Raw genomic sequence first — 19,369 nt, 5'->3', positions numbered from 1 at the left:
AATAAATAATTGGTAATTAGTTATTTCATTTTAAAATTAATTAGAAAAAACTATCCCTTAAATATAAATTTTATGTTAAGATATCTTAGTAAAATAAATTAAAAAATCTTTTTTTGCTATAGATTTAATTAAAAGGAGTGAATAAAGTGCGCAATATTCTTGCCTTAGTTGCAGCTTTCACGTTATCATCAACATCAACTATGTCTATTATAGCTTGTAATAATTCAAATGAAAGAGGCACAACTAATGTTTTCGACTGAAATAGTGCTTTTATAGATACAAGTACTACGACTGACACCTTTTTTAATTACTTATTAAATAATCCCAATAGTGGATGAGGTAAAACATTATATACTGATATTAATCAATATATTAATCTTTCAATTTTAAAAAATACTCCAGAATATAAAGATGATTATCTTGCTGCTTTGACAGCAGCTCAATCTGAGATGGAAAATAAAATAAAATCATTACAAGCAAAATATGGTCGTTCATGAGAAAAACAATGAAAGAAAGTATTGGGCGATGATGATGTTAATACTTACATTGATAATATTTTAAAAAAGAGTGCTTTAGGTATTATTCAACGTAGTTATGTTACTAGTAATTATAAGGATTATAAATACTACAATCAAAATGAAATTAATATTTGATTAAAGGATTTATGAGAACAAGTAAAGAGTGAAAACAATCCAAATGGTACTTATGATAGTGTACAACAATACATTAATGGTAAAACAAGTATTACTGATGCTGGTAAATATTCTAGCAAAATTTGAGTTGTTGCTAATGCCAATAGTTTAAATCCTGATCTTACTGATTTTAAACAATTAGATGATGCTGTTAAAGCTGCTAAAACATGAACTGGTGTTAATATTAGTTTCCCTGTTGTAAAAACTAGTGATGATAAGAATGATAGTAATTATGAAACAGATTCATACAATACTATTGATGGCTTATTAAGTGATAATCAATCTAAAATAGCTAAAGTAATGTTAAGAAATCAAGAATTAATTTGAACTCGTCAAATTGTTATTCCTTTTGATTCTACTGCTAAACCTTTACAAGAAAAGGTTAGTGCTTCTCAGTTTTCTCAAAATAAAACTAAAATTAATGAAATTTTAAAGAATATTAGAACTAATGGTTTTGATCAAACATTCACTGAAGAAAAAGGGGCCGCTACTACTGATGTTAGTAAAACTGGTGATTTAGGATTAATGGATATTACTAAATCTTCACAAGAGAATAGTCCTTTTTATTATTACTTATATCGTTATGTAACTAGTGCTGAAGGTGTTGGTAAAAATGTTGATGGTATTCAACCATATAAATTAACACAATTTACTTCACCAACTGACAAGGAAAAGGGTTTAGATGACTTAATTCCTTATATAGACCGTGATAGTATTAAAGATAAAGGTAAAGATGGTACTAGCCAATATAATGATTTAGTTTATATGAAAGATATAAAAGGACCACAACTTCCTGATGCTGCAGTTAATAATGGACCTGGAGTTGGCATTTTTATTGATACTGGTGGTATTCATTTTATTCAAACGCCAGGTATCACATATCAACAGCAAGACAAACCTAAAAGCGATGAATCAACTTATAATATAATTAAAACATTTAAAAATCATAGAAAAGATACTTATCAGTGAAAAGACTTAGCACCGTTATCTGAGCGTCCAGGTGGATTATCTGATTCTCCTTATCTTGATTATTTACAAACTGGTTTTTTACTACAAAAATATACTCCAAATACAACTCTTACTTTTAATTTAAATGATGCATTAACAGCCTTTACTGGAGGTACTGGTAGCCTTGGTGATGCAACTTGATGAGATTATAATTTATACTTTAATAATAACTCGAGTTTAATTCATTGAAATTTACAGGATATATTTGGTTCAAGTCCTCTTGATCCAACTGATACGAAAATTAATAGCTTTGTTGAAAAAATGAAAAGTTGATTTGATAAAACTAAAGAAAATCGTTGAAACAATAGACAAGGTATTAATATTAATGCAACATTTAAGGATAATATTATAAAAACTAATAATACATGAGATGGCTTTACACAAGATGCACCAGTTGCTCGTATGGATACTAATATTGCTAATTATCTAGATGTTGTTGGGAAACGAACATTATGATGATATGATCCAAGTATCATTAGTTCTTAGACGGGAGGTATTAAAAATGAAAAAGATAAAAAAGATTTTACCATTATTAACTTCAGTTACTCTTTTATCTGGCCCTGTATTATTATTAGTTGCTTGTGATAATGAACGTGATATGAGTAATTTACCTAGTGGTAAAATTCCTGATGATTATAAAAATCGTGTATTATTTAATTTTTTAGGAGTAAATTTTAATGAAACGATTTCTGCTCAGTTTAAGAATACTTATTCACAAGGTCTTGATTTTATTTTAAAAGATGTTGAAGGAACAATTGCTCAGCAAAAATTTTATGAATTTTTTCATAAGAAACTTCATTATAGTGAAGACACAAAAAATGCAGATGGTACTACTGCAATAATGGGAGAAGCCAATAAAGCTTTTATAAAACTTAAAGATGATTTAGGATTAAGTTTATTAACTCAAAAGTACTTAAGTGGTATTAATACAGCTAATTCACTAGATAAAGTATCAGCAGCAGATAATAATGAGTTATTATTTCAAAATCAAAGTTGACATCAGGATGGTACAAGTAAATTTAATTATCAAAATGTAGATTTTTATAAAGAAAAAAATAAAGATACTGGTAAAGTTAATGATCCTGATCAAATATTTACTCCTGATAGTTTATATAAAGATTATGGTGATAAAGATGCTGCTTTTGATGAACAATTAGCTGCCATTGCTAAACATCCAGATGACAATTATAGTAATGAAATTGGTAAATTATTACCAAATGATGCTAAAAAATGAAATAGTAGTGCTGGTATTAATAAAACACAAAAAAGTCTTTCTGGTACTGATATTCCAACTTATTCAAAATATTTAAAACGTTTCCAATGATGATTACGTTTTCGTTATCAACAATATTATCAATATGAAATTTTACCAGCATTAAATCAAACTTTATTTACAATGTCTTATATTTTAGACAATATTGTTGATATTAAAGATAATGAAGCAGGTAAACCTATAATTTCAACCCAAACAAATAACCTTTACATAAGTCAATTACAAGATACTACTGGTTGACAAAAGAGTAACTATAATGTAAATTGAAACTTTACTACTGATTTAGCAAATGCGCAAAGCATTGATAAAAAATGAAATAGTAGTCCTTTTGAACCTCCAAAGTGAGAGTCAATTGTTAAAGATGATGATTCAGGAAAAGGAAAAACTTTAAATTCTGATTTTTTTACTCAATTAACAAGCGGTAATGCCTCAACTATTAGTGAAATTGATCCTAATTTTGGTGCTAATGGTTTCTTAAGTACTGCAACTAATAATCAATTGGCTGCAGGTTGAGTATCTAATGGTGGATTACATTACACTACGAATAATAATATTGCTACATTTACTTACTCTGCTCCTATTTATTTCCTAAACCTTCTACAAAATTTAGATTTTAGTTTTTTAAGTAATAAAAACGAAGGCTGAGTTCCAGAAATTAGTAATTTAATTCATTCATGAAACATTAGTGGTAATGCTAGTCTTAAGACAGATTTCTCTAAGTATATAAGAGCTGATGGTAAGGAAAGCACTATTACCCAAGAAACAAAGTGAAATATATTTTGACAAATGTTATATTCTATATCTGCTAGTGATTCTGCAACTAAAGATTCACCAGCAGCTGAAAACTTTAAAATCGCTGCCCAAAATTTATTTCCAACATATATTCCAAAAAATAATATATATGAAGAAGAGTTTTGAAATAAGGTAAAAGAGTTTTATCCATAATAATACTTAATATTTTAAGTTTTACTTATAAAGTAAGTTGAGGTGAAATATATGACAAATAAAGCATGCATTTTTTGTACAATTATTAAAGATACAAATAACTTAATTTTTGAAGATACAAATACAGCAGCATTCATGGATATCAATCCCGTAACTAAAGGACACATTCTAGTAATTCCAAAGCAACATTTTGAAACTTTTATTGATACTACACCTAAAATAGTGAGCGATGTTAGTATCACAACTCATAAAATTGCTAATTTGCTAATAAAAACTATTCCCGAAATTAAAGGATTTAATATTTTAACTAATAATGGTAGCGAAGCATTTCAAGAAGTATTTCATTATCATGTTCATATTATTCCAAAATATATTCGTGAAAAAGGGTTTTTAATTAATAGGACAAAAGAAAATGTTACAATTGATGATATTAATAATCTTAAAAAAATACTAAAATCACAATTAATGTAAAACAAATATTTAAGGAGGAAAAAAATGAAAAGTCTTAAGTTATTAACTTTACCTAAAATATTAATGCTAATTGGTGCTGTATGAATTATTGTTTTTAGTTTATTGTATGCAGCGGGAGTTATAACTTATAGTTTCTATGGCTGAAATGAAAATGGAGCTACATTAGTTATAATAGGTATTATTTATATTCTAATACCATTTTCAGTTAAACCCGGATTATGATCAAGACTATGAGCACTATTTATATCATTTCTTTCAGTTATAATAGTTATTGGTTTATTTGTTGGCAAAGATGTAGATTATAAGTCAACATGAACTTATATTAATGCTTTACCACATATTATCATGGCGTTTGGCTCTATTTTATGAATATTTAATAGTAAATAAGTCATAAAATAATTATTAATAACTTAAAATATTGGATAATATATTGTCCAATATTTTTTTTATAATTTTGGTTGAAAATAGTATTAAATCAATTTTTAATAAATAATTAATAATATTTTTAGAGTTTATTTTCAACATAAATAATAAGAAAAAAATATTATAATAGTTATTATTATCAAATTTTATAAAAATTATTAATTGATGAGTGGCATAACTACCTTTTTGTTTTCATCAAAAAAGCATTTTTTATTAATGATGCTATAATTTTAAGCATTAATAAAAAAAGATAAAGGAGATTGAGATATGAAAAAAAGAAAAGTGTTACATTGTTCAAGTTGTAATAAAGAAATTAATGGTAATGATTTAGCTTCAAACTCAAAAACAGCAAGAAAAATTATGAAATGCCCAGAGTGTGCTAATCAATAATTTTTTGATTATTAATAAAATTTATACTATTATCAATAGCCCTTATCAACTAATTTTAAAAATTTTTACTGATTGTTTTAGAAATCTAAAACAATTTTCATCTTAATTGTTAATAAAACAAATTAGAATTAAAAACAATACTAGTCTATATCTATTGATATCAAAGGCAAGAATATAAAGAACTTATTTCTGAAATCAAAATATGGAGGAGTATTATATGTCTAAAAAAAATAAAAATTCAAAAATTATTGCTGGAATAATTAGTTCTGCGGTTTTAATTAGTGGTGCAACTACTGGTATTTTATATAATTCTGAAATGGAAGAAAATATTGAAGAAGAAATTGAAATTGAAAAGAAAAAAACTTAGAAATAATTTTTCCTAAAGGAAAAAGAAATTTAGGTAAAATTTATATTGGACAAAACATAACTACTATAAATGATGATGAAAAAGTAAAAAAAGAAATTATAGATATTTTTAGTAATAAATATAATATAGATGTAACTAGTTTGGAAATTAAAATTGTTACTAATCAAAATGAAGCAATAATTACTTCAATAAATGAAGATATCTATATTGGAACAGTAAAGCTTAAGTATAGTCCTAATAGATCTTTTGTAACGTTAGATTATATTGTTCCTGATTTGAATATAAGAGATAAACAAGTTCCTACTTACTCTTATCAACATCATCAAGAAATTTTATTTGGAAAAAATGATATTTTAAATGATAATGAATTTAAAAATTTACCTGCTGTAAATGATTTTATTAATATTTTAAATGAACAAGTTAAATTTAAAGCAAGTGAAGAATCAAATAATGCTTTTAAAAAGTTAGAAAATAATAATGATAATTTTAAAGATTTTGAAGATTTAAAAAAACAATTTAATGATCATCATCTTTTATTTGATGGCAAAATTGATTTTGAATCATTTATTAAAACAATTAGTAATTATCATATAAATGCAAACATTGATGAATTAAAAACAGGAATATGTCGGTTTTATAATATTTTAGCTCAATTATATGGAAAAAATAATGTTTTTAAAATGTTAGAAAAAATTGAATTAGATCAAAAGTTGTGAGAACAATCTAAAAATAAATATGTCAGGAGAAGCATATTTTGGTTCTTGTAATGATAATATGTGTAATACTAAAATAATACTTGATACAGATATTTTTAGAGATATAAAGTATGGAATGGAAGTTATGGTACATGAATATGGTCATATTTTGGATTCTTTAATTCGTAATAAACAAAATAATAATTTTGATGCAAGAAAATATATGATTTCATCATTAGCAAACGGAACTAAGATTAATAACAAATCTTATCAAAAACTTTTAAGTTATGGTATTGTTAGAAGTTGATATGGAAGAACATCATATATTGATTTATTTCCAGAAGCTTTTGGTCGTTGAATAATGACTCCTGAACAAAATCGTGATCTTGGATGAGAAAAATTAGATAAATTTTTTCGAATAGATTTACTTAAATTATTATAATAACAAAAAATATATCTTTATAATCATAATAAGGACAAAATAAACTTTGTCCTTATTATTAATTTTGTTTATTAATTAAAAATTGTAAATAAAGTTATTAATTGTTCATTATGTTATGAAAATTAATATTGTTTAATGCAATGTTAACATATGTCATACGACCAAATGAAGAATTTAAAAAACAATACCATTGAAAGTAAATATTATCATTATAATGTCAAAGATCTAAGTTAAGAGCAATTTCTGTTCCTCATCCTCCACCATCTTTAGTATTAATATAAGCAATAAAAAGAACATTAGCATTACCAGGGTTTTTATATTGTTCAATTTTTGCAGTATTAGTTGCTAGTGTTGGACTACTTTCAATTCCTGTTGAAGTTGATACTTTGAAATATGAATTAATAAAAGAAAAAGTTGGATACATATTAGTGAAGGTATTTCAGTCTCTCGCGTAATTGCTTCACTTAAGAATATTATAAACATTAGAATTATCAGTAGCGATTGATGTTCCATTATGTCAATCTGAAAAAGAATAATTTATTTTATCATTAATAATATTATTAGTGTTTTTTCAATTATTATAATAAATAGCCACTAGATTATTACTTTTATCAAAAATTCAATTTAATGAATAGTTTTTAGTAGTTAATGTTAGTGGTGATTTATTCAAAAAATTATAAACATTTTGATTATCAATAATTAAATTAATAATGTCACTAGTTAATTGATTGTTAATTTGCCCTTTTAAACTAGTTTGATTAATAAAATACACTGCTAAGTTATTAGCTATTGTCTTACTAATTTTATTATCATGTGTTGCTTTAGCAATATAATATAAACCTAGTGTTTCATTTAGATTATTGCTATGTTCAACTTTATCAGCACCTGCTTGATTAGAAATATCAATATGTTTTTCAATATCACCTTGTTGAATATATTTTCAATTATTATAACCAGTAAAGTATGAATCAGAATATTCACTTTTACTATATGGATTATAATCATCTTTAATAATAGTTACTTTTTTGTGGCTGTTCATTTCTTGTTTTGTATTTTCAATATTTACTTTATCTTTATCAGGAATATTTATATTAGGGTTATAAACTAGGTTACCATAGTTATCTACTAAAAAAGTATTCCTTGCTTTAGGAAAAGTGTATTTTGCTAAAGATAATGTATCATAACTATAAAATTTATGATCTGTTATTGATTGATTAGTAATTCACTCACTATTGCTTAAATAGTTAAATTGGTTATTGAATGAAGTATTATTTTCTTCTAATTGATTTATTAGTACAGTATTTTCAATATTTTTATTATTAATATTGTTTCCTAAAAAAGTTAAAGGTGGTATCACACTTAAAAAAAATTAAATATTTATTCATAATTTTATACCTCTATTTTTTAAATAATTATTTAAAAAATTAATAATTATATATTTTATAACACTTTAGTCATTAAAAAGTGTTGATTTAATTATAAACATTTTATTTGAAATTAGCAAAAACTAAAAAATTTAAATAAATAATGTGTATTAAATGTACTTTACAATATGTTTCAATATTAATAATTTGCATATTAAATAAGTTCTTTTTTAAGTTATAATATTTATTTATAACCCAATGAAAAAAATAATAATTTATTTATTGGAAAAATATTATTATTATGATAATATTCTACAAAAGAATATAAAGTTTTTTAATCCTCTTATTTTAATTTTAAAATAAATGGGTTTTTTATTTTTAGAAAGGAAGAAAAAATAATGGCAGCTGAAACTTATATTAGAAAATTAAAATTATCGCCAACATTTGCATTCACAACACAACAAATCCGTTCATTGACAAAAGAGCAAAGAGAAGCGATTGATAAAAAACAAACACCAGTATTTACAATGGAACAAATGAGAACATTTACACTTGAACAAATGGAACAACTTGCAATTGATCCAGATCTTATTGCTGAAGCCATGAGATTATCAGAAGAAGAAGAACAAGTGGAACTGGCAAAAAAATTATTGTTAGAAAAAGAAAAACAATCTGACATAATAGTAAAAGAATTTAAAGAAACATCAATGCCCTCATCACAAACATTTAAAGTAGAGACAGAAATAAAATTAGTTACTGAAGAGGAAATACTAAAACAAGGAGTAAAACCCAAAGGAAGTAAGATTATTCAACCTCAAATTCAACGTACAAATAATAGTCATCAAGAAAAGGTAATAATTTCCGAACCAACCATTTCACCATCTCTTTATGAAAGTAGTTTAGATTTACAAGCAACCAATGAAGATGATGAATTTGGTTTTGTAGTTGTTGATGAACCTTATAAAACATTACAATCAGAAGAAGTATCTGAGAAAGAAAGAGAAGATATTGATAGAGCGATTGCATTAGAGGCTTTATCATTAAAAAGACAGGAAAGAAATAATAAAGCAATTGGTTTATATTTAGAAGAACAAGAAGAACTTGAAAAATCAGTACCATTATCCTTACAATCAGAAGAAGTATCTGAGAAAGAAAGAGAAGATATTGATAGAGCGATTACATTAGAGGCTTTATCATTAAAAAGACAGGAAAGAAATAATAAAGCAATTGGTTTATATTTAGAAGAACAAGAAGAACTTGAAAAATCAGCAAAAACACAATCAAATTTAATGCAAGTAATCAAAAAATCTGAAATAGAAGAAATTAAAGTTTTAGAACAACAAAAAATAAATAAAATTTTAAATTTCTTAATTAAATTAGTAACTTTTGGAAAAATTAATAAAAATAAGAAAATTGAAATAGAAATTAGTCAAAAATGAAAAAAATATCAGAATCATGTAGTAAAAAACCAAAAACAAATCCAACATTATTTTCAAAATCATCTGGAAAAGATTTTAATAAACAACAAGTAAACAATGAATCAGCAAACCTACCATTAATAAACTTAAATAAACCAAGAACATCACAAATGTAAAATATTAAGAAAAGAGTTATCTTATTTAAGATGAAATATTATTTTTTTTATCTTGGGGTGACCTTTTCTTTTTTAATTTGTTCAAAGATTCAATTTAGTTAAAATAAAATTATATTTTTTGTCATTATTATTTATACTTTTTTAATTATTTTTAAAAAATTACCTATTTTATTAAGAATATTGTTAATATTATATTAAATAATAACTATTAAAAATTTAAGGAGAAATTATGGAAAATAAAATTAATTTAGATAAATTAACTATTAATTCAATTCGTATGTTAGGAGTACAAGCAGTTAATGCTGCTAAAAGTGGCCATCCTGGTATTGTTTTAGGTGCTTCACCAATGACTTTTTCTTTATTCAAAAATCATTTATCTTTTAATCCAAAAAATCCAAAATGATTTAATCGTGATCGATTTGTTTTATCAGCAGGTCATGGTAGTGCTTTATTATATTCAATATTACATCATGCTGGTTATAAATATACAATCAATGATATAAAACAATTCCGTCAATTAAATAGTAATACACCTGGTCATCCCGAATATCATTTAGACTATGGAGTAGAGACGGCTACTGGACCATTAGGTCAGGGTATCGCTAATGCTGTTGGAATGGCGCTTACTGAGAGTTTTCTTAGTGCTAAATATAATCAAAAAGATCTTAATATTATTGATCATTATACATATGCAATTTGTGGTGATGGTGATTTACAAGAAGGTATTGCACAAGAAGCACTTAGTTTTGCTGGACATTTTAAATTAAATAAACTAATTATTTTATATGATTCAAATGATGTTCAATTAGATTCATCTGTTAAATTAGTATATTCAGAAAATTTAAAAATGCGTCTTCAAGCATTAGAGTGAAATTATTTAAAAGTTGAAGATGGTGAAGATGATAAACTTATTTCTGAAGCTATTAAAAAGGCAAAAGTTAGTGATAAACCAACTTTAATTGAAATTAAAACTATAATTGGTTATGGGGCTAGTAAACAAGGAACACCGAGTGTTCATGGCTCTCCTTTAATGGAAGATATTAAAACAGTTGCTAAAAATTTAAACTGAGAATATCCTGAATTTACTGTTCCAAAAGAAGTAAGTACTTACTTCACACAAACAGCACTTAATCATGGTTCTAAAATAGAATTAGTTTGAAATCAAAAAGTTGAAAAATATGCAAAATTATATCCAAATTTGTATAAAGAAATTAAATCAGCATTGAAAAATGAAATTTTTAATGAAGATTATCAATTAAATAAAATTGATTGAACTTCAATTATTGGGGTAAATCCACAAGCAACAAGAGTAGACTCTGGTAATATTTTAAAACTTTTATCAGCTCATTGTCCAACATTAATTGGTGGTAGTGCTGATTTAGCTGGCTCAACTAAAGCATTAGTAACAGACAAAGACTTTCTACCTCTTGACCATTCAGGAAGACATATTCATTATGGAGTAAGAGAATTTGCAATGGGTGCTATTGTTAACGGTATGACGTCACATCAAGGCACAATTCCTTTTGGTTCTACTTTTCTTGTGTTTAGTGATTATCTAAAGCCTGCATTACGATTAGCAGCTTTAATGTCAATTCCATCTTTGTTTATTTTTAGTCATGATAGTATCGCAGTTGGCGAAGATGGTCCTACCCATGAACCAGTTGAACAACTAACAATGTTAAGAACTATTCCTAATTTTAATGTAATTCGCCCTGCTGATACAAAAGAAACAATTGGTGCATATTTAATGGCATTATCTAGTAAAACTAACCCTAGTGCTATTATTATTACTAGACAAAATTTACCACAACTTGCAAATAGTAATATTGAGGCAGTTCAAAAAGGTGCTTATATTATTAGTAAAGAGAATAGTAGTAAAGCTTTAGATTTAATTATTATTGCTACCGGTAGTGAAGTTTCATTAGCTATTGCTAGTCAAGAACAACTATGAAACGATCAAAAACTTAATGTTCGTGTAGTTTCAATGCCTTCTACTTTTATTTTTGATAAACAAGATAAAACATATCAAAATAGAATTTTACCTAATGATATTATAAAAGTTGCTATTGAAATGGGTTCTAAAGATAGTTGATATAAATATGTTGCAGGTAATGGCTTTGTTATTGGCGTAAGTACTTTTGGTATTTCTGCTCCTGATAAGGTAGTACTAGAAAAATATGGCTTTACATCAAATCAAGTGTGTGATAAAATTAATAAGTTTTTAAACAGTAAGTAAGGAGAAATTAATAATGATGGTTTGGTGAGCAGTATTAATCATTGGCATTGCTAGTGCGTTAATTGGTGGATTAGTTGGTTTTATTGTTACTAAGAAGATTTTCGAAAAACAATTACAGAAAAATCCTCCTATTAATGAAAATATGATTCGTGCAATGTATTTACAAATGGGGCGTAAACCTACTGAATCTCAAATTAAATCAGTAATGCAAGCAATGAAACGTCAACAAAGTACTACTAAAAAACGATAATTTTTATTAAATATAAATTGTAAAATAGTTACCATAATGGTAACTATTTTTATTCATTATATTTTGATAAATTTAATGTTTTATATATCCACTTGTTGATGGCTTATTTTGTGGATAATTTTCTTCTTTTAATTCTTGTTTAATTTTTTTCTGTCATTTTTTTTCTTTTTCTTGATTAATATTTAATTTATTAATGTTACATTTAAATATTTTCTTTATTTTTTGTTCAATTTTTAAAATCCTTTTCTTATCAATTTTTAATCCAATTAATATTAAATTTTCTTTTATATTTTTTACTGAATTATTTGTATTTAAATGTATTAATATATTATCTTTAATATCATGAAATAATGAGTTATTTGAAAATTCTGGTCTGTATTTAATAATTTCTACTTTTGCCTTATTTGTAATATATTCTTCATATTCTTGATAAAATATGTTTTCTAATATATTTTTTATGTTTTTATCATAAAATAAACTATTATTAATAATGATTGTCAAAGCCGTATCACCATTTTCGTTTGTATAATTTATATTAGTATTTTTTTCTATTAAATTATTGATCTTTTTTTTATTTCAGAACTATTTTTTTCTTCTTTAATTATATAATCCCAATAATTAAAATATGTAATATTTTGATATGAAGTGACAGAATTTAAAATAACTGATATTATTTTTTCACCATTAATATCTTTATCATTCATTATTTTGTTCCTCCTTTTTGAAATCAAAAACCCATTTATTTTAGTAAAAAATAAATGGGTTAGAAACATATAATAATTAATAACTATATTATAACACTTTTAGTATTAATTTTATTATTGTTTAAATCATTTGTAAATCTATTTCTATGTTTAATATTATTTAGATGTATATAAAAAAATCAGTATTAATAAGTAAATACTGATTTAATATTAGTTATCTTTTAGTGATAGTGCTGTTAATAATTTATTGTATGTAGCAACATCTTGTTTTTTAAAGTATTTTAAGAAACGTTTTCTGCTTGCTACCATTTTTAACAAACTTCGTTTTGCAGTAATATCTTTTTTTTGTACTTGTAGATGGGCTGTTAATTCTAAAATTCTTTTTGTTAAGTTAATAATTTGAACTGCAGAAGAACCAGTATCCTTGGCATTTAAGCGAAATTTTTTAATCAATTCATCTTGTTTAATTTGTTCCATATTTGACAACTCTCCTTTAAATATAATTCGGCTTAAGCAAAGCTAATATCGGAGAGAATATTAACAATGTTAAGTCAACACGGTTATAATAGTACATTAATTTTAAACATAAAACAAGTATTTTTTTAAAAAATATTTTTATTGAGTTTGTATAAAGAGATGATTTTTTATTTTTTTTCTTCATTTGCTTTTTTATTTTTTTTATCAAAAATAGTCACTTTACGTTCAGTATGATTAAGAATTCTTTTACAATTATCTCAATGACGAATAATAATTAATATTCAAATTAGAGCCATAGTTATATTAACAATATAGTATTGAGTGTCTTGTTGGGAAAGAAAAGAATGCAGTGGTATATTCGGTATTCATGATAAGATAAAAGCAAGTATCATCATTAACATTGAAGATAAAGATGACATTCTACTTAAATATAAAATAAATCATCAACTAGCAATTGTGATAACGCAATAAATAGGATTAATCATTAATAGTACTCCTAATGAAGATGCAGCTCCTTTACCACCACGAAAACCATAAAATAGTGGTCAACAGTGACCAATAATTGCAGCAAGACCAGTTGGATAAATATATGCTTGTTTAAACATTGTTTCATAATTAGGATTAGTAATATCAATAAAGGTTAAACCGTATGCAATTAAAATAGGAATAGCGGGCTTAAAACCATCAATAATTAAAATAATAGCTCCCCATTTACCACCCATAACTCGTGTTGAATTAGTAGCACCAGCATTTTTAGAGTAATAATCTCTAACATCGGTTTTAAATTTTAATTTACTAATAATAATTGAAGGTGAGATTGAGCCAATTAAATAACCAATGATAATAAAAATAAAAGTTCCTAATAGATTAATATGTGCCATTTTTTTCTCCATTCTTGTGCAAGTATTATGTTAATAAAAATTTTATTTTTTGGAAGTTAAATTGTTCTTTTTATCTTTATTATTATAATATAAATTATAAATTATTAATGTTAATAATATGATATTAATAACTGTACCAAAGGCATTTGCTGCTAGTAAGGGAATGTTTTTAATTAAACTAGCATAAATTATGAATGAAGTTAAGCCTATTTGATATATGCTATAAGAAATTAACGATAAACCTTTTGTGTTTTTAGTTTTAATTAGTTTAATAGTTTGTGGTAAAAAGGCAACTGAAATAAAAAAGGCACCTATATATCCAATAATATCAATTGCAATATTAGACATTTTTTTCCTCCTTATTTTTTTGTTTAATTAAATTGTTAACAATAATCCCAATTATTATGAAATTTAGTGTAGCAGTAATAGTTTGACAAGTAATCATGGGAATATCATTACGAAGTATGCCAAATATTAAAAAAGTAAGACCCCCCAGTTGATAGATACTATATGAAAAAATAGAAAGACCTGAAGTATTTCTTGTTTTAATTAGTTTAATAGTTTGTGGTAAGAATGCCAAAGGAATACAAATGGCTGCAAGATACCCCAATATTTCTATAAAAATGTTCATTTTTTCTCCTTTTAATTAATTTAATTTATCATAATAATTATAATAAAATATTGTGAAAATAGTTATTTATTTTATTTTAAATAATAAAAAATGTGTTTTGCTAAACACATCATTAATTTATTTTTCTTCTTCTTTAATGAAACATTTTTTACATAAAGATTTTCCTTCTTTTATATCAAGAATGTCAAAAGGTTCAAACATCATTCCGCAATCAAAACATTTTACAGTTTTTGTTAAAGATTCATCATCAGTTTTTTTGTTTTTTTTATTGAATCATTTCATTATATCCTTCCTTTCTAAATATATTAAATAAGTGTGTCATTAACACACTTATTTAATATATTTATTTAGCACAATCTTTACACAAACATTTACCATCTGCTGCTTTAGTACATTCAGATGAATTTTTCATTTTCCCACAACCATCACATTTTTTTTGATCTTTTGCTTCTACAGTTTTATCCTTTTTTTTAAATGGTCACATGTATATAACTTCCTTTCCTCATATCATAATTACTCTACTCAATTATAACAAATTTTATTATTTTCTATGGTATTAACTATTTTTAAAACTTTTTTTGTTAAATTTTGATTAATTATTTTTTTCTATTTTAAGAATATTATTTTTGATTTCTTCAATTTCTTCAATATCAGTTATTCTATTAAATAAGTGAAAAAGCATATAGTTTAATTCTTTTGGTTTATGAAAGTGTTTTTTAAAAAATATTATTGTTTCATCAATAGTTGCCATTAGCGTTACTGCTTGTTTGGTATTAATGCTATTATTTTGTAATGGTATACGAACAAGTGTTGGCAATTGACTAACAAACATGTAGTCTTCTAAAGATTTTTCTTTTTGTGTATAATAGAAAATTTGAAAAGCACTAATTTTAGCAGCAATTGTTTTAATAGCATTTTTTACTGCTGTAACTTGTGAATTAAGCATATTTTTGATTAATAAGGTAATGAAGATGGTAATTGTTCCAATTGGTAAAATAATTGATAAAATTAAGTCTAAGTTAACATTAAACTTTTGAGCAAATATTGATTTTAATAAAGTATAACCATTTTGAAATAAAATAACAGATAAAAATAAAGCAAAGTTTGGTGTTTTTCATCATTTATGCATAATTAATATTTCTGTTTTAATTTTTAAAATATATCAAAAGAAATAAGAAGTTAATACCAAGATAATACCATAAATTAATACAATGATAGTTGTTAGAAAATTGAAAAAACTAAAAACAATAGCTAAATTAACTGTAAAACCTAGATACATTTTAATATCATAAATTGGATAATCATTTGCAAATTGAGTTGTTAAACCATATTTTCTTTGAAATGCTCGACGACGATAAAGTTTAATAATGATAATAATATAAAAAAGTAAAGCGATTAAAGCGATTAAAATTGTAATAAAGATATATGAATAAGCAGTATTAATGCTATTTAAACGTTGTGTTCATGCGCTTCCTCAGTCACTTATTGGTGAATCATCATGTTTAGTAAAAATAAATGACATTAATGAAAAATCAATTAATGGATAATAAATATCCATTAATTTTTTATAGAAAGGAGTTTTGTCACTTTCTTGTTTTGCATTAGCAATTTGTTCTAGTAGTTCTTTAACATTATTTTCTTTATCAATTCTTGTTCTTTCATTTAAAAATAAGACTAATGCAGTAATTAGTAATGTAATAAATATTATTCAAAAAAATAATAAAACAAAATATTGCCCTCCCAAAAAATTATGCGGTCGTAATTTTTTAAATTGAATTTTTTGTCCTTCCAAAATTTATTCCCCCCAAAAAAAATATTTTTTAAAATCGCTTACTTAAATTATAGCACTAATTAAAAATTCACTTATTAATTGGTAAAATTTACTAATTGTTAGATTAAATTTAAAAATTAATTATATAATTAATTTAAAATATTATTTATATTTAAGGAGAAAACTATGAAAATTGAAATAGTTAATAATATTGAAATGTTAGAACAAGCATTTTTGATTAGAAAAAAAGTTTTTGTTAATGAACAAAAGGTTCCTTTTGAAGAAGAAATTGATCAATTTGAAGATGTATCGATTCACTTTTTAGTTTTTGATGATAATAATAAACCAATAGCTACTAGTAGAATGCGAAAAGTTGAAGATATTGTAAAAATTGAAAGAGTGTGTATATTACAAGAATATCGTAAATTAGGTATTGGTAAAAAATTAATGGAATTTATGGAAAAAGTTGCAATTAAAAATCAATTTAAAGTTATATCTCTTCATGCCCAAATTCAAGCACTAAATTTTTATAAAAATTTGGGTTATAAAGTTTGTTCTGAAATATTTTTGGACGCTGGAATTAAACATTGTAAAATGGAGAAAAATATATAATGAAGGTAAATTTTAAAGAATAATATTTTAAATACATTGTTTTTTTAAAAACAATGAAAGGAAAAAAATATGTTTGAGTGAGTTAGAGAAATATTTGGAATAAATATAAATATTAATAACAAAGAAGCAAAAATGATAGATGCTATTAAAAATAAAAAGTTAGATTTAGTTAATAAAATATTAAAATATGATATTAATATTGATTATATTGATAGAACTGGTTATACGCCTTTAATGTGAGCAGCTGAAAAAGGTTATCTAGAAATAGTTAATGTTTTATTAGCACATAATGCTAATATTAATTACATATCTGTAAATGGTAATACTGCTTTAATCTTAGCTGCTAAAAAAAATTATACAAAAATAGTTAATCTGTTATTAGAACATAATGCTAATTTTAGTTGTGAGGAACAATTTGGTAATACTGCTTTAATTTTAAGTGCTGAAAATGGAAATTTGGAAATAGTTAACACTTTACTAACAAAAAATGTTAATGTTAATTATTCAGATCAATCTGGTTATAGTCCTTTAATGATAGCTGCTGAAAATGGTTTTTTAGAAATTACTAATGCTTTAATAGAAAATAACGCTAATCTTAATTATGCAAATCAAAATGGTAATACAGCTTTAATGATGGCCAATAAAAATAACCATATAAAAATAGCAAGAATAATCGAGCAAATAAATCAACTAAATCAACTAAAAGCAGAAAATTTAATAAATGCTAAAGAAATGATACTAAACATTAATAAGGCTTTAAATGAACAACTAAAAAAACTAATGAAATAAAAGATAATCAAAATGATAATGAAATTTGAAAAAATAATCAAGAAGAAATTATTGAAATCATTGATAACTATGAACATAATTTAAATCAAAAACTTAAAAATATTAATTCAGAACTTAATAATCATTCTCTAAAAAAAGATTTTATTAATATTATCAAGTTTGGAAAAGAAAATTATTCATTATTACATATAGCAGTATTAAATGATTGACAAAAATTAGTAACTTATTTAATAAATGAATGACCAGTTGATATTGATTATAAAGATAGTTCGGGGAATTCAGCATGAAATCATGCTTGTATGTTACTAAAAAAAGAAAATGCTTTAGCAATTAAATCAAAAGTTCAAATAAATGAAGAAGATAGAATATTTTTAGAAAAAAATATTGATTTATTATCAAGAAAAAAATCTTGTTTTATTAAACCTTTAGATAAAAAAGATAAAAATGCTAATAAAAATAGATTTAACATTATAAATTATTATTATGATGTTGATGAAGTTGCTATTGATGCTTTTGATTATTTTAAAAATAACATAAATTTAATTGAAGATGATAATAATTTTTTAACAATTAATAATAAACAAACTTTACAAATATAAAGGTAATTTTCATTTAATTATACAGATTAAATTTATACAATTAATTAAGTAAACACTCAAATCATAATAAAATAATAATTAATGTAATATAACAAAAATTGTATACAATAGGTATAGTAAAAAAGATTTAAAGATTAAGGAGAAAAATATGAATATTATAAAATCGGTATTAAGATTAATGTCAGCAGTTACTTTAACTACAGTTAGCACAAGCTCAGTTATTGCATGTGATAATCAAGATTTCGAAGAAAATTTATTAAATGCAAAAGTTTCACAAGGTTTAAAATTGACTAATGCTACTGGTGAAGGATTATTAATGCCTACTATTAATATTGATGAAAATGATAAATCACAAGTAACCTGAAAAATCAATCCAACTAATATTAAGGTAATAAATTTGATTAAAAATGATAAAAAAGCTAAAGATGAAGAAAGTTTTCAATTTTTAAAAAATGCCTTAAATATTAAAATTGATAGTGGCACAAAATTAGAAGATGCTATTTTTAATGAAACAGAATTAAATAATGTAACTACTATTATTTCAAATATTAATGTTGATTTAAATCCAGTAACAGACAAAAATGATTTTTACATTGTAAAAGGTTCATATAATATAATGTTTACAAATGGTGTTACAAAAACTGATAAATATAAAGTAGTTATAAACAAGTCCAAACGGAGTAGTTGGTCATGATATTTTTCCAATTAAAAAAACAGATTTTAATAGTAATTTTCAAAGTGAATTTAAAGTAGGT

General features: G+C 24.0%; 25 protein-coding genes. 15 read left to right on the top strand and 10 right to left on the bottom strand.

Annotated elements, in window-relative coordinates:
* The first annotated feature begins 146 nt into the window (after positions 1-146).
* The 8 genes from AACK83_RS08445 (at position 147) to AACK83_RS08410 (ending at position 6,706) form a co-directional block, all read left to right on the top strand.
* On the top strand, positions 147-2,186 hold the full coding sequence (locus AACK83_RS08445) for a hypothetical protein (RefSeq protein ID WP_338957697.1): 2,040 nt from the start codon (positions 147-149) through the stop codon (positions 2,184-2,186).
* Positions 2,187-2,202: 16 nt separating this feature from the next.
* Positions 2,203-3,918 carry a hypothetical protein gene (locus AACK83_RS08440; protein WP_338957695.1) on the top strand — a complete coding sequence of 572 codons (1,716 nt, stop codon included), beginning with the start codon at positions 2,203-2,205 and terminating at the stop codon, positions 3,916-3,918.
* A gap of 51 nt (positions 3,919-3,969) precedes the next feature.
* The gene (locus AACK83_RS08435; protein ID WP_252318901.1) at positions 3,970-4,389 is read left to right on the top strand and encodes an HIT family protein; all 420 of its coding nucleotides are present in this window, start codon (positions 3,970-3,972) and stop codon (positions 4,387-4,389) included.
* Between the two features lie 24 nt (positions 4,390-4,413).
* Positions 4,414-4,776, top strand: a complete 363-nt coding sequence (locus AACK83_RS08430) for a hypothetical protein (RefSeq protein WP_252318892.1) — start codon at positions 4,414-4,416, stop codon at positions 4,774-4,776.
* 303 nt (positions 4,777-5,079) lie between these two features.
* The gene (locus AACK83_RS08425; protein WP_256468302.1) at positions 5,080-5,202 is read left to right on the top strand and encodes a hypothetical protein; all 123 of its coding nucleotides are present in this window, start codon (positions 5,080-5,082) and stop codon (positions 5,200-5,202) included.
* A gap of 217 nt (positions 5,203-5,419) precedes the next feature.
* Entirely contained in the window at positions 5,420-5,569 is a 150-nt protein-coding gene (locus tag AACK83_RS08420) for a hypothetical protein (protein WP_338957692.1), read from the top strand.
* A 140-nt stretch (positions 5,570-5,709) separates the two neighbouring features.
* Positions 5,710-6,336: a hypothetical protein gene (locus tag AACK83_RS08415; RefSeq protein WP_338957690.1), complete on the top strand. Its 627-nt coding sequence runs from the start codon at positions 5,710-5,712 to the stop codon at positions 6,334-6,336.
* Positions 6,305-6,706 carry a hypothetical protein gene (locus AACK83_RS08410; RefSeq protein ID WP_338957688.1) on the top strand — a complete coding sequence of 134 codons (402 nt, stop codon included), beginning with the start codon at positions 6,305-6,307 and terminating at the stop codon, positions 6,704-6,706. Before AACK83_RS08415 ends, AACK83_RS08410 begins: the two co-directional genes overlap by 32 nt.
* A gap of 97 nt (positions 6,707-6,803) precedes the next feature.
* On the opposite strand, the gene AACK83_RS08405 is transcribed toward AACK83_RS08410, so the two are convergent.
* Complete coding sequence (locus AACK83_RS08405; protein WP_338957686.1) at positions 6,804-8,063, bottom strand: hypothetical protein; 1,260 nt, start codon at positions 8,061-8,063, stop codon at positions 6,804-6,806.
* Positions 8,064-8,468: 405 nt separating this feature from the next.
* Here AACK83_RS08405 and AACK83_RS08400 point away from each other — a divergent pair, with 405 nt between their 5' ends.
* From AACK83_RS08400 to AACK83_RS08390, 3 genes are all read left to right on the top strand, one after another.
* Entirely contained in the window at positions 8,469-9,602 is a 1,134-nt protein-coding gene (locus tag AACK83_RS08400; RefSeq protein ID WP_338957684.1) for a hypothetical protein, read from the top strand.
* A gap of 291 nt (positions 9,603-9,893) precedes the next feature.
* The gene (gene tkt / locus AACK83_RS08395; RefSeq protein ID WP_338957682.1) at positions 9,894-11,900 is read left to right on the top strand and encodes a transketolase; all 2,007 of its coding nucleotides are present in this window, start codon (positions 9,894-9,896) and stop codon (positions 11,898-11,900) included.
* Between the two features lie 13 nt (positions 11,901-11,913).
* Positions 11,914-12,150, top strand: a complete 237-nt coding sequence (locus AACK83_RS08390; RefSeq protein ID WP_252319938.1) for a YneF family protein — start codon at positions 11,914-11,916, stop codon at positions 12,148-12,150.
* Between the two features lie 72 nt (positions 12,151-12,222).
* On the opposite strand, the gene AACK83_RS08385 is transcribed toward AACK83_RS08390, so the two are convergent.
* From AACK83_RS08385 to AACK83_RS08350, 9 genes are all read right to left on the bottom strand, one after another.
* A complete protein-coding gene (locus tag AACK83_RS08385; RefSeq protein ID WP_338957679.1) occupies positions 12,223-12,651 on the bottom strand; it encodes a hypothetical protein in 429 nt (142 codons plus the stop codon).
* 50 nt (positions 12,652-12,701) lie between these two features.
* Positions 12,702-12,854 carry a hypothetical protein gene (locus AACK83_RS08380; RefSeq protein ID WP_338957678.1) on the bottom strand — a complete coding sequence of 51 codons (153 nt, stop codon included), beginning with the start codon at positions 12,852-12,854 and terminating at the stop codon, positions 12,702-12,704.
* 210 nt (positions 12,855-13,064) lie between these two features.
* The gene (gene rpsO / locus AACK83_RS08375; protein ID WP_252319942.1) at positions 13,065-13,331 is read right to left on the bottom strand and encodes a 30S ribosomal protein S15; all 267 of its coding nucleotides are present in this window, start codon (positions 13,329-13,331) and stop codon (positions 13,065-13,067) included.
* A 167-nt stretch (positions 13,332-13,498) separates the two neighbouring features.
* Positions 13,499-14,212: a glycerol-3-phosphate 1-O-acyltransferase PlsY gene (gene plsY / locus AACK83_RS08370; RefSeq protein ID WP_252319945.1), complete on the bottom strand. Its 714-nt coding sequence runs from the start codon at positions 14,210-14,212 to the stop codon at positions 13,499-13,501.
* A 42-nt stretch (positions 14,213-14,254) separates the two neighbouring features.
* Positions 14,255-14,560, bottom strand: a complete 306-nt coding sequence (locus tag AACK83_RS08365; protein ID WP_281748102.1) for a SemiSWEET family sugar transporter — start codon at positions 14,558-14,560, stop codon at positions 14,255-14,257.
* On the bottom strand, positions 14,553-14,843 hold the full coding sequence (locus AACK83_RS10645) for a SemiSWEET family sugar transporter (protein WP_174481052.1): 291 nt from the start codon (positions 14,841-14,843) through the stop codon (positions 14,553-14,555). Before AACK83_RS10645 ends, AACK83_RS08365 begins: the two co-directional genes overlap by 8 nt.
* Before the next feature lie 117 nt (positions 14,844-14,960).
* A complete protein-coding gene (locus AACK83_RS08360) occupies positions 14,961-15,125 on the bottom strand; it encodes a hypothetical protein (protein ID WP_338957675.1) in 165 nt (54 codons plus the stop codon).
* Positions 15,126-15,186: 61 nt separating this feature from the next.
* The gene (locus tag AACK83_RS08355; protein ID WP_338957674.1) at positions 15,187-15,327 is read right to left on the bottom strand and encodes a hypothetical protein; all 141 of its coding nucleotides are present in this window, start codon (positions 15,325-15,327) and stop codon (positions 15,187-15,189) included.
* A gap of 108 nt (positions 15,328-15,435) precedes the next feature.
* A complete protein-coding gene (locus tag AACK83_RS08350) occupies positions 15,436-16,635 on the bottom strand; it encodes a hypothetical protein (RefSeq protein WP_338957673.1) in 1,200 nt (399 codons plus the stop codon).
* A 165-nt stretch (positions 16,636-16,800) separates the two neighbouring features.
* On the opposite strand from AACK83_RS08350, the gene AACK83_RS08345 reads away from it, so the two are divergent.
* The 4 genes from AACK83_RS08345 to AACK83_RS08330 all read left to right on the top strand — a co-directional run bounded on the left by AACK83_RS08345 (position 16,801) and on the right by AACK83_RS08330 (position 19,323).
* Positions 16,801-17,226: a GNAT family N-acetyltransferase gene (locus tag AACK83_RS08345; RefSeq protein WP_338957672.1), complete on the top strand. Its 426-nt coding sequence runs from the start codon at positions 16,801-16,803 to the stop codon at positions 17,224-17,226.
* Between the two features lie 69 nt (positions 17,227-17,295).
* Positions 17,296-18,015, top strand: a complete 720-nt coding sequence (locus tag AACK83_RS08340; RefSeq protein WP_338957671.1) for an ankyrin repeat domain-containing protein — start codon at positions 17,296-17,298, stop codon at positions 18,013-18,015.
* Positions 18,016-18,314: 299 nt separating this feature from the next.
* On the top strand, positions 18,315-18,614 hold the full coding sequence (locus AACK83_RS08335; protein ID WP_338957670.1) for a hypothetical protein: 300 nt from the start codon (positions 18,315-18,317) through the stop codon (positions 18,612-18,614).
* A gap of 148 nt (positions 18,615-18,762) precedes the next feature.
* Positions 18,763-19,323, top strand: a complete 561-nt coding sequence (locus tag AACK83_RS08330) for a hypothetical protein (RefSeq protein WP_338957668.1) — start codon at positions 18,763-18,765, stop codon at positions 19,321-19,323.
* Positions 19,324-19,369: the final 46 nt, after the last annotated feature.

Origin of the sequence: Spiroplasma endosymbiont of Tiphia femorata (assembly GCF_964020225.1) — a bacterium.
In the GTDB taxonomy this organism is placed as follows: Bacteria; Bacillota_I; Bacilli_A; order Mycoplasmatales; family VBWQ01; genus Spiroplasma_E.
This window is presented reverse-complemented; position numbering and strand designations above follow the sequence as displayed.